The organism is Comamonas sp., from assembly GCF_009360615.1.
In the GTDB taxonomy this organism is placed as follows: Bacteria; Pseudomonadota; Gammaproteobacteria; order Burkholderiales; family Burkholderiaceae_C; genus Comamonas.
The window spans coordinates 1-14,253 of record NZ_SPEY01000042.1; the positions used below are offsets into that span (position 1 = coordinate 1).

The 14,253-nt window shown below is 63.1% G+C and carries 17 protein-coding genes; 6 read left to right on the plus strand and 11 right to left on the minus strand.

The genetic code is table 11. The features are described from left to right. The 4 genes from E2583_RS12630 to guaB form a co-directional block, all read right to left on the minus strand. Window positions 1-496: gamma-glutamyl-gamma-aminobutyrate hydrolase family protein (locus tag E2583_RS12630; RefSeq protein WP_291596221.1), on the minus strand; the 496-nt coding region annotated here is incomplete at its 3' end. 32 nt (window positions 497-528) lie between these two features. Continuing rightward, window positions 529-969, minus strand: a complete 441-nt coding sequence (locus E2583_RS12635) for a type II toxin-antitoxin system VapC family toxin (RefSeq protein WP_291596222.1) — start codon at window positions 967-969, stop codon at window positions 529-531. Beyond that, window positions 966-1,238 (minus strand): type II toxin-antitoxin system Phd/YefM family antitoxin, encoded by a 273-nt coding sequence (locus tag E2583_RS12640; RefSeq protein ID WP_291596223.1) that lies wholly within the window; start codon window positions 1,236-1,238, stop codon window positions 966-968. The genes E2583_RS12635 and E2583_RS12640 overlap by 4 nt, the downstream gene beginning before the upstream one ends. Window positions 1,239-1,333: 95 nt before the next feature. Continuing rightward, window positions 1,334-2,809, minus strand: coding sequence for an IMP dehydrogenase (gene guaB / locus E2583_RS12645; RefSeq protein WP_291596224.1), 1,476 nt, complete (start codon window positions 2,807-2,809; stop codon window positions 1,334-1,336). 97 nt (window positions 2,810-2,906) lie between these two features. Here guaB and E2583_RS12650 point away from each other — a divergent pair, with 97 nt between their 5' ends. Further along, window positions 2,907-3,416, plus strand: a complete 510-nt coding sequence (locus E2583_RS12650; RefSeq protein WP_291596225.1) for a DUF4124 domain-containing protein — start codon at window positions 2,907-2,909, stop codon at window positions 3,414-3,416. A 70-nt stretch (window positions 3,417-3,486) separates the two neighbouring features. Here the strand turns inward: E2583_RS12650 and E2583_RS12655 are convergent, their stop codons facing one another. Then, complete coding sequence (locus E2583_RS12655) at window positions 3,487-3,849, minus strand: RnfH family protein (protein ID WP_291596227.1); 363 nt, start codon at window positions 3,847-3,849, stop codon at window positions 3,487-3,489. Beyond that, on the minus strand, window positions 3,842-4,294 hold the full coding sequence (locus E2583_RS12660; protein WP_291596229.1) for a type II toxin-antitoxin system RatA family toxin: 453 nt from the start codon (window positions 4,292-4,294) through the stop codon (window positions 3,842-3,844). The genes E2583_RS12655 and E2583_RS12660 overlap by 8 nt, the downstream gene beginning before the upstream one ends. A gap of 159 nt (window positions 4,295-4,453) precedes the next feature. Here E2583_RS12660 and smpB point away from each other — a divergent pair, with 159 nt between their 5' ends. Continuing rightward, window positions 4,454-4,927: an SsrA-binding protein SmpB gene (gene smpB / locus E2583_RS12665; RefSeq protein WP_291596232.1), complete on the plus strand. Its 474-nt coding sequence runs from the start codon at window positions 4,454-4,456 to the stop codon at window positions 4,925-4,927. Window positions 4,928-5,037: 110 nt separating this feature from the next. Then, complete coding sequence (locus E2583_RS12670) at window positions 5,038-5,436, plus strand: DUF4259 domain-containing protein (protein WP_291596234.1); 399 nt, start codon at window positions 5,038-5,040, stop codon at window positions 5,434-5,436. A 37-nt stretch (window positions 5,437-5,473) separates the two neighbouring features. Here the strand turns inward: E2583_RS12670 and E2583_RS12675 are convergent, their stop codons facing one another. Next, window positions 5,474-5,767, minus strand: coding sequence for a hypothetical protein (locus E2583_RS12675; RefSeq protein WP_291596236.1), 294 nt, complete (start codon window positions 5,765-5,767; stop codon window positions 5,474-5,476). 210 nt (window positions 5,768-5,977) lie between these two features. Here E2583_RS12675 and alaS point away from each other — a divergent pair, with 210 nt between their 5' ends. Further along, window positions 5,978-8,602: an alanine--tRNA ligase gene (gene alaS / locus E2583_RS12680; protein WP_291596238.1), complete on the plus strand. Its 2,625-nt coding sequence runs from the start codon at window positions 5,978-5,980 to the stop codon at window positions 8,600-8,602. 247 nt (window positions 8,603-8,849) lie between these two features. On the opposite strand, the gene trmB is transcribed toward alaS, so the two are convergent. From trmB to E2583_RS12700, 4 genes are all read right to left on the minus strand, one after another. Beyond that, window positions 8,850-9,584: a tRNA (guanosine(46)-N7)-methyltransferase TrmB gene (gene trmB, locus E2583_RS12685; protein WP_291596419.1), complete on the minus strand. Its 735-nt coding sequence runs from the start codon at window positions 9,582-9,584 to the stop codon at window positions 8,850-8,852. A 29-nt stretch (window positions 9,585-9,613) separates the two neighbouring features. Continuing rightward, the gene (gene gluQRS, locus E2583_RS12690; protein WP_291596239.1) at window positions 9,614-10,672 is read right to left on the minus strand and encodes a tRNA glutamyl-Q(34) synthetase GluQRS; all 1,059 of its coding nucleotides are present in this window, start codon (window positions 10,670-10,672) and stop codon (window positions 9,614-9,616) included. A gap of 41 nt (window positions 10,673-10,713) precedes the next feature. Next, window positions 10,714-11,829 (minus strand): FAD-dependent oxidoreductase, encoded by a 1,116-nt coding sequence (locus tag E2583_RS12695; RefSeq protein WP_291596241.1) that lies wholly within the window; start codon window positions 11,827-11,829, stop codon window positions 10,714-10,716. A 133-nt stretch (window positions 11,830-11,962) separates the two neighbouring features. Further along, a complete protein-coding gene (locus tag E2583_RS12700; protein WP_291596243.1) occupies window positions 11,963-12,901 on the minus strand; it encodes a LysR family transcriptional regulator in 939 nt (312 codons plus the stop codon). 121 nt (window positions 12,902-13,022) lie between these two features. Between E2583_RS12700 and E2583_RS12705 the strand changes: the two genes are divergently transcribed. Together E2583_RS12705 and E2583_RS12710 are read left to right on the plus strand one after the other, a co-directional pair. Next, the gene (locus E2583_RS12705) at window positions 13,023-13,724 is read left to right on the plus strand and encodes a pirin family protein (RefSeq protein WP_291596245.1); all 702 of its coding nucleotides are present in this window, start codon (window positions 13,023-13,025) and stop codon (window positions 13,722-13,724) included. Window positions 13,725-13,798: 74 nt separating this feature from the next. After that, a complete protein-coding gene (locus E2583_RS12710; RefSeq protein ID WP_291596247.1) occupies window positions 13,799-14,206 on the plus strand; it encodes a DoxX family protein in 408 nt (135 codons plus the stop codon). Window positions 14,207-14,253: the final 47 nt, after the last annotated feature.

A 14,253-nucleotide genomic window follows, 5' to 3' on the forward strand; every position in this document is an offset into this window, starting at 1 on the left:
CGGCGATGGGGCAGGAGGGCGTGGAGGCCATGACCTTGAAGCCGGGAGGCAGTTCGGTGACCTTGTCGCCGTGGCTCATCCAGACCTTGAGCATGCCATGGCCTTCGGCCGTGGCGAAGTCTTCGATGCCTTGCAGCAGCTTGGTGTGGCCATGGGCGCGCACTTCGGCGTAACCGAATTCACGGGTGCTGGAGCCTTCGACCTTGCCGCCCAGCTGGGTCGCCATGGTCTGCATGCCGTAGCAAATACCCAGCACGGGCAGGTTCAGCTCGAACACGGCGTCGGGAGCGCGGTCATCCACCTCGTAGACGGAGGCATGGCTGCCCGACAGGATGATGCCCTTGAGCTTGCCGTCAGCGGCAAATTCACGAACCCAGTCGCTGCTCACATCGCAGGGGTGGACTTCGCAGTAGACATTGGCTTCGCGCACGCGGCGGGCAATCAACTGCGTGACCTGGGAGCCGAAGTCCAGAATAAGAATCTTGTCGTGTTGCATGGTGATCAAGGGCAAGAGGGTGGCAAAAAGGATCAGAAATCTTCGGGAGCCCAGACGGTGACGCCGCTTTTGCGGGCGGCCGCCATCTGGGCTGCATCGAATGTGGCCAGCGGCAGGCGCAGCGATTGCGCCAGCCACAGGTAGGCGGCATCGTAGGTAGGCAGCCCCGTGTCCAGCGCCACATCCAGCACGGCCTTGTGCTGGGCAGGCGCCAGATCGTGCAGCTCCACACGATGGCGGATGGCTTCCAGCACGCCCCACAAGCCTTCGACCGAAGTCTGTGGGATTCGGCCGCTATTCACGCCTGATGCAATCAGGTTGCCGCATTCCCATTGCCAGAGGTTGGGAGCCTGCGGGTCGACCTCGTCGCGTCGGATGCGCGTGTACAGGCGCCGGGTGTGTTCGCTGGCATTGTCAGGCAGCAGCCAGGCGGAGGTGACGGAGGCGTCGAGCACAAAGGCGGTGGCGCTCATGCCTGGCTCCTTCCTGCGTGGCGCAGGGCAATGACGCTGTCTGCTGCGCCAGTGCCGGGGGTCTGTGCTTTCACGGTCTGCTGCAGCGCCAAAATCTGCTCCAGCTCGCGGGCAATCTGCTCGTCGGTGATCACGGGCTTGCGGCGCATGGGCAGCATGCGTACAACCTCTTTGCCGTGGCGTGTGATGCGCACCTCTTCTCCTTGCTCGACCATTTCGACCAGGGCAGAAAAGCGGCTTTTGGCTTCGTAGATACCGATAGATTGCATGGCGGAAAACAAAAATCTGGCGAGAACCAGTAGTTCAGGCCAGATTCTAACATTCTGACCATATTTTTCAATCTGGCCAGACTTCAGGGGCTTGCTCAGTCGGCGCGGTAGTTGGGCGCTTCCTTGGTGATCTGCACGTCGTGCACATGAGATTCACGGATGCCGGCTGCGGTGATTTCCACAAATTCGGCCTTCTCGTTCATCTCGGTGATGGTGGCGCAACCGCAGTAGCCCATGGAGGCGCGCACGCCGCCAGCCATCTGATAGACGATGGAGACCATGGAGCCCTTGTAGGGCACGCGGCCTTCGATGCCTTCGGGAACCAGCTTGTCGGCATTGGGGTTGCCGGTGGACGATTCCTGGAAGTAGCGGTCGGCCGAGCCTTGCTGCATGGCACCGATGGAGCCCATGCCGCGGTAGCTCTTGTACGAGCGGCCCTGGTACAGAATCACTTCGCCGGGCGCTTCTTCGGTGCCGGCAAACATGCCGCCCATCATGATGGTGGAGGCACCTGCGGCCAGGGCCTTGGAGATGTCGCCGGAGAAGCGGATGCCGCCGTCGCCGATCAGAGGCACGCCTGTGCCCTTCAGGGCGTCGGCCACATTGGAGATGGCCATGATCTGGGGAACGCCCACACCGGCCACGATGCGGGTGGTGCAGATGGAGCCGGGGCCGATGCCGACCTTGACCGCGTCCGCGCCGGCTTCCACCAGTGCGAGAGCGGCAGCGCCGGTGGCAATGTTGCCGCCGATCACGTCCACCTGGGGGTAGTTCTGCTTGACCCAGCGAACGCGATCAATCACGCCCTTGGAGTGACCGTGGGCCGTGTCCACCACGATGGCATCCACGCCGGCCTTGACCAGCAGTTCCACACGCTCTTCGGTGCCGGCACCCACGCCGACGGCAGCCGCCACGCGCAGGCGGCCCGATGCGTCACGTGCGGCATTGGGGAAGGTGGTTTGCTTGGTGATGTCCTTGACGGTGATCAGGCCCTTCAGTTCGAAGGCGTCGTTCACCACCAGAATACGTTCGAGCTTGTGCTTGTTCAGCAAAGCCTTGGCTTCGGCGGGGCTGGTGCCGTCTTTTTCGTTCACGGTGATCAGCTTCTCGCGGGGCGTCATGATCTGGCTGACCTTGACGTCGTAGCGGGTCTCGAAGCGCAGATCGCGGCTGGTCACGATGCCGACGACCTTGCCGCCGTCGCACACGGGGAAGCCCGAAATGCCGCGCTCTTCCGACAGCTGCAGCACTTGCAGCACGGTGTGTTCGGGGGTGATGACCACGGGGTCGTGTACCACACCGGATTCGTGGCGCTTGACCTTGGACACTTCAGCAGCCTGCTGCTCGGCTGTCATGTTCTTGTGGATCACGCCGATACCGCCTTCTTGTGCAATGGCGATGGCCAGACGCGCTTCGGTCACCGTGTCCATGGCGGCAGACACCAGGGGCAGGTTCAAGCGGATATTGCGGGTGAATTGGGTGGCGAGAGAAACGTCCTTGGGCAGGACTTCGGAGTAGGCGGGAACGAGCAGGACGTCGTCAAAGGTCAGTGCTTTTCCGAGAAGGCGCATGTGGTGGCTCCAAAAGAAAGATTGTACCTGCGAGTTGCCGCACAATGTGGGCTCGTGAGCCAGAATCCCCAACGCTTGTCCAAGACTTATTGACTCCATGCACGCCATCAAGTTCGCTTTGTTTGCAGCCATTGCCTGTTGCTCGGTACCCGCAATCGCCCAGTGGCAATGGACGGATGCTCAGGGGCGCAAGGTGTTCAGCGACCGGGCGCCGCCTGCGGATATCCCTGCCAAGGACATCTTGCGTCGCCCCGGTGGTGCGAAGTCGGCGGCACCCGCAGTGGCGCCGGAAGCCGGCGCGGCCGTTGCCAAGCCTTCCGCAGAAAAAGGGGTGGACAAGGGGCTGGAAGAGCAGAAGCGCAAGCAGCAGGAGCAGGAGAGCGCCAGGGCCCAGGCCGACAAGCTGCAAAAGGAAAAGCAGCGCCAGGACAACTGCAATCGCGCCAAGCAGGCCAAGGCAACCCTTGCCTCGGGCCGCATGCTGTCCCATGTGAATGCCAGCGGCGAGCGCGGCTTCATGGACGAGGCCACACGCGATGCCGAGATCAAGCGGGCCGATGCCGTGATCGCTTCCGATTGCGGACCCATGGCAGAGCCGGCGCAATAGTCGCCCCGCTGTTTGCCGGAGTCTCCATGGAAAAGCGCCTTCAGAAGGCGCTTTTTGGGGGGGCCGTCGGCTAGTATCCCGCCTTGGCTCCGTCTCTTCTGCGTTGGAAAAGTCCGGCGCTGCGCGCGCCCTGGCGGGCAAAGCGTTCGCGTCGGGCGACCTTGGGGTCCACGGTCAGCGGGCGGTAGAGCTCCAGGCGATCTCCATGCAGGAGCACCTGATCCGGTGTCGCTGCCTTGCCCCAGACGCCGTACATGCCGGGCGTGAGTTCGACCAGTTTCAGGTCTGCGAGGGCGGGTGACAGGGCGGCAGCGTTCAGGGCCTGCCGAACCGTGCTTCCGGCTGGCAGTCGCAGCGATGCTTCCTGCACGACGGCGCATCGGGGCGAGATGCAGATCGTGATGTCGATCTGCGCGGCGGCTGCATCAGCCATAGATCTGCTCGGCACGTTTGATGAAGGCATCGACCATGGAGCCAGCGATGCGGTCAAAGACGGGACCGATGATGGCGGCAACGGCACCGTTTTCGAAGCCGTAATCGAGCTGCAGCTCGACCTTGCAGGCGCGTTGCGTGCCGTCACCCACGGGGTGAAAGCGCCAGTGCCCCTCCAGGCGCGAAAAAGGTCCCTTGACCAGACGCATGCTGACCTGCTGGCCACCGTTGTCCATGGTAGTGTTCGTGTTGCGTGTCACGAAAGACTTGCGCAGTCCGCTGAACGCAATGCCCACCTCGGCGGTCATTCCGGTGTCGTCCTGCTCCAGTATCTTGGCATGATCGCACCAGGGCAGGAAGTCGGCATAGTGGGCCACGTCCGTCACGAGGGCAAACATTTCTTCGGGGCTGTACCAGATCAGGACGGACTTGTTGACGTTTTTCATGAACAAAGAGCAATCAGCAGGGCGCAAGAGCAGGGAATTGGTCAAGGCCAATCAACCCAGGGGCGCGATGCGAAACTAAAATCATCGCTCAGAGGCGAGACGGCAATCCAGTATTGTAGGGAGAGCTTTCATCTCCGGTCCGCCTGCAACTAATATTCCATGGCCAAGAAACCAGAAACATCGTCGCGCATTGCCGACAATAAAAAAGCAGCTTTCAACTATTTCTTCGAGGAGCGCCACGAAGCCGGCATGGTGCTGCACGGCTGGGAGGTCAAGGCCTTGCGCAGCGGCAAGGTGCAGCTTACCGACGGCTATGTGCTGATCAAGGACGGCGAGCTGTTCCTGCTGGGCTGCCAGATCAACCCGCTCAAGACGGCTTCCACGCACGTCAGCCCCGACTCGGCACGAATCAAGAAGCTGCTCTTGAAAAAGGACGAAATCAAGCGCCTGGTCGGCAAGGTCGAGCAAAAGGGCTATACCCTGGTGCCCATCAATCTGCACTGGAAAAACGGTTACGTGAAATGCGAGATCGCTCTGGCCAAGGGCAAGGCCGAGCATGACAAGCGTGACGTGATCAAGGACCGCGAAGGCAAGCGCGAGGTGGAGCGTGCCATGAAAAACCGCAATCGTTGACCTGGCGTGCCTGGCGCCTGCATCGATGGTCCGAACTGACACGGTATTGACATCAGGGCCCGCTATGTTGGGCCTTGCTTTACTGGCTTATCGCTGCAAGGAGTTGGGTCATGGGAACTTGGTCGCACGGCAATTTCGACAACGACACCGCATTGGACTGGCTGGCCGACATCACGGGACAGCTGCTCGATGAAATTGCCGAGGCGCTGGACTCGCCGGAGGCGTTGCTGGCGGGCGAGCCGGAGTCCGATCTGGTTCCCTGTCGCATCGAGCTGCTGTGCGCCATGGCCGAGGGCGGCATGCATCCGCTGTGGCCCGATGTGCAGACGCTGGAGCACTGGAAAGCCACTTATCTGCAGGCTTGGGAAGAGAGCATTGATGAGCTGGAGCCGGACGAAGGCTACAAGCAGGAGCGTCGCATCGTGATCGTCGAGACCTTCGATCGCATGATCGCGCTGGCCGCTGCAGACGAGGAAGAGGGCGCCGACGAAGACTGGGGCGAAGAGTAGGCCCTGCTGCTCGGCCGGCGTGCCTGGGGCCGGTGCGTCAGGGGTTTTCGCCGTAGCGGGTCTTGAAGTCGAATTCGAGGCGCTCGCAGTCTTCGGGGGACCTGAACTCCTGGGTCTTGCGCTCGGCCTCGGGCTTGGCCGTCTGCTTCCAGCAGATCTTGATGGTTTCAGCCTCCGTCCAGCGTTGCTTGCTGAGCGGATCGTCCATGAACTGGCCGACGAGCATGAGCGTGCCAAAGATGAGCACGGGCAGTGCGATGAGCCAGACCACCAGGCGGTTTTTGGCAGGGGCATCGGGTTTGAAAGTCTCGGTTTTTGGGGTATCGCTCATAGTGGCTGCCGATTATCCGCAAGCCGGTGATGAAGACATTAATGCAACGCATGAAAATTCGTGATCGCTGTTATCGGCACAAGGCCGCGCGGGTATGTAGTCGCAAACCTATAATGTTCGGCTGATTTGCCTGTCTGCGCAGCTCCTGAAAAAGCAGCGCCGGGCCGTACTGATCGCAGGCGTCATGCAGGCGTCTTCATACCAAACACCATGAGTACACCCACTTTTTCCGTTGCGGACATCCGCAAGACGTTCCTGGATTTCTACGCTTCCAAGGGCCATACCGTTGTTGCGTCCAGCTCGCTGGTTCCCGGCAACGACCCCACGCTGATGTTCACCAACTCCGGCATGGTGCAGTTCAAGGATGTGTTCCTGGGCACGGACAAGCGCCCCTACAACCGTGCAACATCGGTGCAGGCCTGCCTGCGCGCCGGAGGCAAGCACAACGATCTGGAAAACGTGGGCTATACCGCCCGCCACCACACTTTCTTCGAAATGCTGGGCAACTGGTCCTTCGGCGACTACTTCAAGAAGGAGTCCATCGAGTGGGGCTGGGAGCTGCTGACCCAGGTCTTCGGTCTGCCCGCCGAGAAGCTGCTGGCCACGGTCTATCACGAAGACGACGAGGCCTATGACATCTGGAAGAACGTCATCGGCCTGCCTGCAGAACGCATCATCCGCATCGGCGACAACAAGGGCGGCAAGTACAAGAGCGACAACTTCTGGATGATGGCCGACACCGGCCCTTGCGGCCCCTGCTCGGAAATCTTCTACGACCACGGCGAGCACATTGCCGGTGGCCCTCCCGGAAGCCCGGGCGAAGACGGCGACCGCTTCATCGAGATCTGGAACCATGTGTTCATGCAGTTCGACATGAAGGAAGACGGCTCCGTGGTGAAGCTGCCCGCGCCCTGCGTGGACACCGGCATGGGCCTGGAGCGCCTGGCGGCCATCCTGCAGCATGTGCACAGCAACTACGAGATCGACCTGTTCCAGGCGCTGATCAAGGCGGCCGGTCGCGAAACTCGCACGGAAGATCTGGGTAATCCTTCGCTGAAGGTGATTGCCGACCATATCCGCGCCACTTCCTTCCTGGTGTCCGACGGCGTGATTCCTTCCAACGAAGGCCGCGGCTATGTGCAGCGCCGCATCATTCGCCGCGCCATCCGCCACGGCTACAAGCTGGGCCAGAAGACTCCCTTCTTTCACAAGCTGGTGGCCGACCTGGTGGTGCAGATGGGCGATGCCTATCCCAAGCTCAAGGAGCAGGAAGCCCATATCACCAGCGTGCTCAAGGCCGAGGAAGAGCGCTTCTTCGAGACCCTGGCCCACGGCATGGAGATTCTGGACAGCGCGCTGGCCGGCGACGTCAAGGTCCTGCCCGGCGATGTGGCCTTCAAGCTGCACGACACTTATGGCTTCCCGCTGGACCTGTCCAACGACGTGGCGCGCGAGCGTGGCGTGACGGTGGACGAGGTCGGCTTCAATGCCGCAATGCGGCACCAGAAGGAAACGGCCCGCGCAGCCGGCAAGTTCAAGATGGATCGCGCGCTGGAATACACCGGCCAGGGCAACACCTTCGTGGGCTATGACAAGCTGGCGGAAGCTGCAAAGATCGTAGCGCTTTACGCTGACGGCGTATCTGTTTCCGAGCTGCAAGCTGGTCAAAACGGCGTGGTTGTGCTGGACACCACTCCTTTTTATGCTGAATCCGGCGGCCAGGTCGGCGACCAGGGCGTGATTGCCGCGGGCGGCAACCGCTTCGCCGTGGAAGACACGCTCAAGATCAAGGCTGATGTCTTCGGTCACCATGGCGTGCTGGAAGCGGGCAGCCTCAAGGTGGGCGATGCCGTGCAGGCGCAGGTGGATTCCGCCGTGCGCGCCGCGACCATGCGCAACCACTCGGTCACCCACATCATGCACAAGGCCCTGCGCGAGGTGCTGGGCACACATGTGCAGCAAAAGGGTTCGCTGGTCAACGCGGAACGCACCCGCTTCGACTTTGCGCATAACGCCCCGGTCACGGCCGAGCAGATCCGCGAGATCGAAGCCCGCGTCAATGCCGAGGTGCTGGCCAACACGGCCACCGATGCACGCGTGATGGACATCGAAAGCGCCCAGAAGACCGGTGCCATGATGCTGTTCGGCGAGAAGTACGGCGAAACCGTGCGCGTGCTGGACATCGGCTCCAGCCGTGAGCTTTGCGGCGGCACCCACGTCGGCCGCACCGGCGACATCGGCCTGTTCAAGGTGGTGGGTGAATCCGGCGTGGCCGCCGGCGTGCGCCGTATCGAAGGCATTACCGGCGAGAACGCGCTGGCCTATCTGCAGTCGCTGGAATCCACCGTCGAGCAGGCTGCAGCCGCCTTCAAGGCACCCACGGCCGAGCTGGGTCACCGCATCGGTGGTGCGCTGGAGCAGATCAAGGCGCTGGAAAAGGAAATTGCCGCCCTGAAGGGCAAGCTGGCTTCCAGCCAGGGCGACGAGCTGGCCACGCAGGCCGCCGACCTCAATGGCGTCAAGGTGCTGGCAGCCAGGCTCGAGGGGGCCGATGCCAAGACCTTGCGCGACACCATGGACAAGCTCAAGGACAAGCTGGGCGCAGCCGTGATCGTGCTGGCTGCCGTGGATGGCGACAAGGTGCAACTGGCCGCAGGCGTGACCAAGGCCGAAACCGCCAAGGTCAAGGCCGGCGAGCTGGTGAACTTTGTGGCCCAGCAGGTGGGCGGCAAGGGCGGCGGCAAGCCCGACATGGCCATGGCCGGGGGCACCGATGCCACGGCCGTGCCCGCAGCGCTGGCCAGCGTGCAGGCCTGGGTGGCCGAGCGCCTCTGAGCCGAGCGCCTTTAAGGCGAGCGTCAAAAAGGCAGCCAAGGCTGCCTTGACCCAAAACAAAACGCTCCTCAATGAGGAGCGTTTTTTTATTGGTGGAGCGAACCCTTGGAAACGGGCTAACCCAAGTCGGGGACACCGAGGAAGGGCCGCCCCGCACCGAGGGTGTCGTCCCCCTTTCCTTGGCGCGAAGCGCGTAGAGGAAAGGGGGCGCCCGGCTAGGGGGAAGGCGCAAAGCGCCTCAGGGGGGTTACTTCTTCTTGAACACCAGGTCCCAGACGCCGTGACCGAGGCGGATGCCGCGGTTTTCGAACTTGGTCAGCGGACGGTACTCAGGCTTTTCGGCGTAGTTCTCGGCCGTGTTCTGCAGCATGGGCTCTGCGTTCAGCACTTCCAGAATCTGCACCGCATACGGCTCCCAGTCGGTGGCACAGTGAATATAGCCACCAGGCCTGATGCGAGCGGCCAGCTTGGCGATCAGTGGACTCTGGATCAGTCGGCGCTTGTTGTGCTTTTTCTTGTGCCAGGGGTCGGGGAAGAAGATGTGCACGCCGTCGATCGAGGCTTCGGGCAGCATGTTGTCGATGACTTCCACGGCATCGTGTTGCAGGATGCGGATGTTTTCGATCTCCTGCTCGCCAATGCGCTTGAGCAGCGCTCCCACGCCGGGCTCGTGCACTTCGCAGCACAGGAAATTGTCGTCGGGGCGCACGCGGGCGATATGCGCCGTGGCTTCACCCATGCCGAAGCCGATCTCCAGAATCAGCTTGCCGTCGCGACCGTAGGCGGCTGCGGCGTCCAGCGGGGCCTTCTGGTAGGGCAGCAGGAAGCGCGGACCCAGCTCCTCGAAAGCCTTGGCCTGGCCCGTGGTGGTGCGGCCGGCGCGGCGCACATAGCTTTTGATGGTCTTGGGATAGGCCACGCCTTCGGGCGCCTGGCCTTGGGATGCTGCGGATACGTCAGCGGCTGGCACGTTGTCGGCCATATCGGTGGTAGGTGTTGGATTTGAAGAAGTCACGGGGCGATATTGTAGGTTTGGCGCCAGCACCGGACCCAGAAGTCCAGCGCCAAAGGCAAGGCGCATGCGGGGCTTTCGTTGCCGCCTGATGGGGATGCGGGCGCTTGTGGCAGGCCCAGCTGCAGCGCTGCCGCAGACAGCACGGCCAGCGGCTGGCTGACATCCACAGCGGGCGCACCATGCTGTTTGGAGAGCTTCTCTCCACTTTCCATGCGAACCAGCGGCGTGTGCAGATAGCGCGGCTGGGGCAGGCCCAGTGCGCGTTGCAGCAAGAGCTGTCGTGGTGTGTTGTCGCTCAGGTCTTCACCGCGCACCACATCGGTAATGCCTTGCTCGGCGTCGTCGACGACCACCGCCAGCTGATAGGCCCAGAGCCCGTCCGCGCGCCGCAGCACAAAGTCGCCCACGCCGGTGATCACGTTCTGCTGCTGCGCACCCAGACGCCGATCCTGCCAGTGAAGCACGGGGTGTCGGCTCTCCAGGCAATGTTCCCTGAATGCGATGCCCTGCGTGGCGGTTTGCGCAGGGGGGAGAGGGGTTGCTGGTGCTCTGTCCTGCAACTCGTGCACCTGCTGCTCCAGCGCGAAGCGCCAGGCCCTGGCGGGTTTTCCTTGCAGGCCATGGCGGCAGGTGCCGGGATAGGGGCGCTCTACATGCCGCTCGTGACCGCGCCCCTGAGCCTGCCAGACAGCGTCGATGTCCTTGCGCGTGCAGCCGCAGGCATAGGCCATTTTTTGGGTCTGCAGCTGTTGAAGCGCTTGCTCATAGAGTGTGTGGCGCTGGGACTGCCAGACCACGGGCCGGTCGGAATGCAGGCCGCAGGCGGCCAGCTGACGCAGGATCTCCCGGTCGGCGCCGCTCTGGCAGCGTGGCGGATCGATATCCTCGATGCGTACCAGCCAAAGCCCCCCATGGGCGCGTGCATCCAGCCAGCTGGCCAGCGCTGCCACCAGCGATCCGGCGTGCAGCGGTCCAGTGGGAGAGGGCGCAAAGCGCCCGATATAGGACTTCGCACAGGGGGAAGTGCGGGAGGGACGTGAGAGGGCCGAAGTCATGAGGGACGCCATCTTACGCCCTTGCCCGGCGCGAAGCAGACTCAGGCCAGAGCCAGGCCCATTTCAAGTCCCGAGACAAAAGCATCCTCCACGCGCAGGCCCAGGCACCAGTCGCCGCACAGGCCCAGACCGACGGAAGGATCATGGCTGAAGGGCCTGCCCAGAGGTGCCAGCGTCTGCGCATGCTGCCAGAGATACACGCTGGCATGGCGCGGTGCGACACGGATGCCAGTGATTTCGCCAAAGGCCTTTTGCAGTTTGGAGAGCACGCGCGTGGCATCGTCATGGCGGTGTTCGTTGGACCACAGCGGATTGGCGTGGATCGTCCAGCGCTCGGTCTGTGCGCGGCCGGGCTTGGAGGACTCGCGGGCCACCCATGCAACGCGCTCATGCGTGCTGCGCGCCGCGTTCCACTGCGGGCCCAGCGTGGTCAGGCCGGCCTGCGCCGCCATGGGATAGGACAGTGTCATGGCCCAGCAGGGAGCCATCTCCACGGGGGCCAGGGTCCTGGCCAGGGCTGCTCCCTGCGGTGCGGTCTGCAGCAGCTGCGCGGCCACGGGGGCCGGCACTGCCAGCACCACGGCGTCGAAGTCGGCTGCAATCTGCGGACCATGGTCCTCGGTGTCCAGCATCAAGGACCACTGATGGCGGCTGTGGCGGCTACCGCTGGCAATGTGGTGGCTCATGGCGCGCAGGGACTGTCCCAGGTGCAGGCGCCCGGCCTCCCACAACGGGGCTGCCCACGCCAGAGGCAGAGACTGCATGTCCGGCATGCCGACCCAGTGCGTCTCGCGCACTGGTGTGTGCTTGTCGACTCTGCGGCCCTGGGCGTTGCGGGTCTGCACGCTGTTCAGACTCCAGGCGCGCAGGCTGCCGGGTGTGGTGTCCAGTGCCTGCTTGAAACGGGGGTCGCGCACGGTGAAGAACTGGGCTCCGATGTCAAAGCTGCCATAGGGGCCGCTGACCGAGCGCATGCGCCCGCCGGCCTGGGTCAGCCGCTCATAGACATGGACGTCGTGCCCGGCCTGCATCAGTGTACGGGCGCAGGCCAGACCTGCCATCCCTGCGCCGATGACGGCGATGCGCCTGGCTGCGGGGGGCTGGGAGGGAGAAGAAGCGGAGGCAGTTGCGGACGCGCGAGTGCGGGAAGCATTCATGAAAAAGCCTTTTCAACACCGTTTGACTTCTAGCGTAGCAGCTATCCAAAAGATAGCAAGTGCTGCTTTTGCTGAATTGTTGCAGCGCAACTCACTCTACACCTGCCGGATGTCCGCTGTGATCGGCCGCAGCTTATTGGCGGTGATGGTTTTCCATGAGCGCCTTGCGCGTGGCGGGTCTCTCAAGCTGCGTCAGCCACCATTGCAGTGCCCGCCCGGGCGTCCTGTGTGCCGGGCCGGGCCAGGCATAGTGCAGGCGCAGGTTGCGGCTGGCGCGCCGTACCTGGCGTGTGACCAGCAGGCCGGCGTCCAGATAGGCCTGCACCATGCCTCGCGGCAGGAAGCCGGCACCAATGCCGCGTATCTGCGCTTCCAGCTTGGCCTGCATGCTGTCCACGGTCAGCACGTCCTGCCCGTTGACCAGACCGAAGCTGGTGTTGCTGCGCACGCCCGAATCGGCGACTGCCACCATGCGGTGCTGCAGCAGCTGCTCGTCGGACAGCGGCTCCTCGAACCTGGCCAGCGGATGGTGTGGCGCGACGGCGAAGACGAATTCCATCTCCCCGATCTCGCGGGTCTGCAGCTCCGAGACATTGCTGGTATTGACCGCCACGCCGATGGCCAGGTCAGCCTGGCCGCTGGTCAGCACTTCCAGCGTGCCGTTGAGAATGCCGTCGCGCAGCTTGAGCGTGGTCGGCGGCTTCAGTGCGTAGAAGGCTTCGACCAGCTCGAACACCGGCGTGCGGGCCACGGCGCCGTCGATCACGAGGGTCAGCTGCGGTTCCCAGCCGGTGGCCACACGCTTGACGCGGTGCGCCACGGCATCGATCTCCTGCAGCAGCCGGGCGCCCTCGTGCAGCAAGGCCTGGCCGGCTTCCGTGGCCTGGGCGTGGCGCGAGCTGCGGTCAAACAGCAGCACGTCGAGCGCATCTTCTATCTGGCGAACGCGGTAGGTCAGCGCACTGGGCACCAGACCGAGGGAGCGTGCCGCAGCGGCAAAGCTGCCGGTTTCGGCTATGGCCTGCAGCATGGCCAGGCTGTCGGGGGTGAGCACATCGCGGGAGCTGGGCATGGTGGGATCGAATATTCAAACAGTTTGAATGATGCCATCAACGCCGTTCAGCCACAGCCTGCCAGCCGACTTCTACAGTAGAGCCCATAGAGACAGTGACTTGAACGAAAGGAAGCACACCATGATGACTCTGCGCAAATCCCAGGAACGCGGCTACGCCGACCACGGCTGGCTCAAGTCCTATCACAGCTTTTCGTTTGCCGATTACTACGACCCGCGCCACATGGGGTTTGGCAATCTGCGCGTGATCAACGAAGACCGCATCGCGCCGGGCACAGGCTTTGGCGCCCACGGCCACCGCGATATGGAAATCATCAGCTATGTGCTCGAAGGCGCGCTCTCGCACAAGGACAGCATGGGCAATGAAACCCCCATCCTGCCCGGCGAAGTGCAGCGCATGAGCGCAGGCTCGGGTGTGGTGCACAGCGAGCAGAACTACGCCCAGGACCAGACCACGCATTTTCTGCAGATCTGGCTGCTGCCGGCGCGCACCGGCATCGAGCCCGGCTATGCACAAAAGACCTTCAGCGAAGCGCAAAAGCGCGGTCGCCTGTGCCTGGTGGCCTCGCCTGATGGAGCCGAGGGTTCGGTGAGCATGAACGCCGATGCGCGCTTGTTCGCCGGCCTCTTCGACGCAGGGGAGGTTGCGGAGGTGGCCCTGCCAGCCGGTCGCAAGACCTATGTGCACCTGGTGCGCGGCGAGCTGGACGTGAATGGACAAAAGCTGACAGGCGGCGACGCTGCACTTATTGAAAATGAGGAGCGCCTGTGCCTTGCAAATGGCCGGGCTGCGGAAGTTCTGGTGTTTGATCTGGAGCCTTGAGTCTGGCGATTTCAAGGGTTGTGATGACGGATATGAGCCAACGCGACCCTGGGTCGCAACGACTGGAGTTTTAAATGTTGAATCAATTCAGAAATCCTCTGGACCTGCTGGGGCGGGTGCTTATCGCCCTGCTGTTCCTGCCGGCGGGCCTCCAGAAAATCAGCGGCTTTGCCGGCACGGTGGGTTATGCCGCATCGGTGGGCATGCCCATGCCCCAGGTCGCCGTGGCGGTGGGCCTGGTGATCGAGCTCGTTGCAGGCCTGGCGATCTTGCTGGGCTGGCAGACGCGCTGGGCGGCCCTGATCCTGGGCTTTTTCACCCTTGTCGCCAGCTTTTTCTTCCACAACTTCTGGGGCGTTCCTGCGCAAGCGGCCATGATGCAGCAACTGCTGTTCTGGAAGAACATCGCCGTGGTCGGCGGACTTTTGGGCTATGCCGCCCATGGGGCGGGTGCCTGGAGCCTGGATGCCCGCAAGAGCTGATTCAGGCCGACGCCTCGCCTGAAGCAGCGCAGGCAATGCGGCTTTGA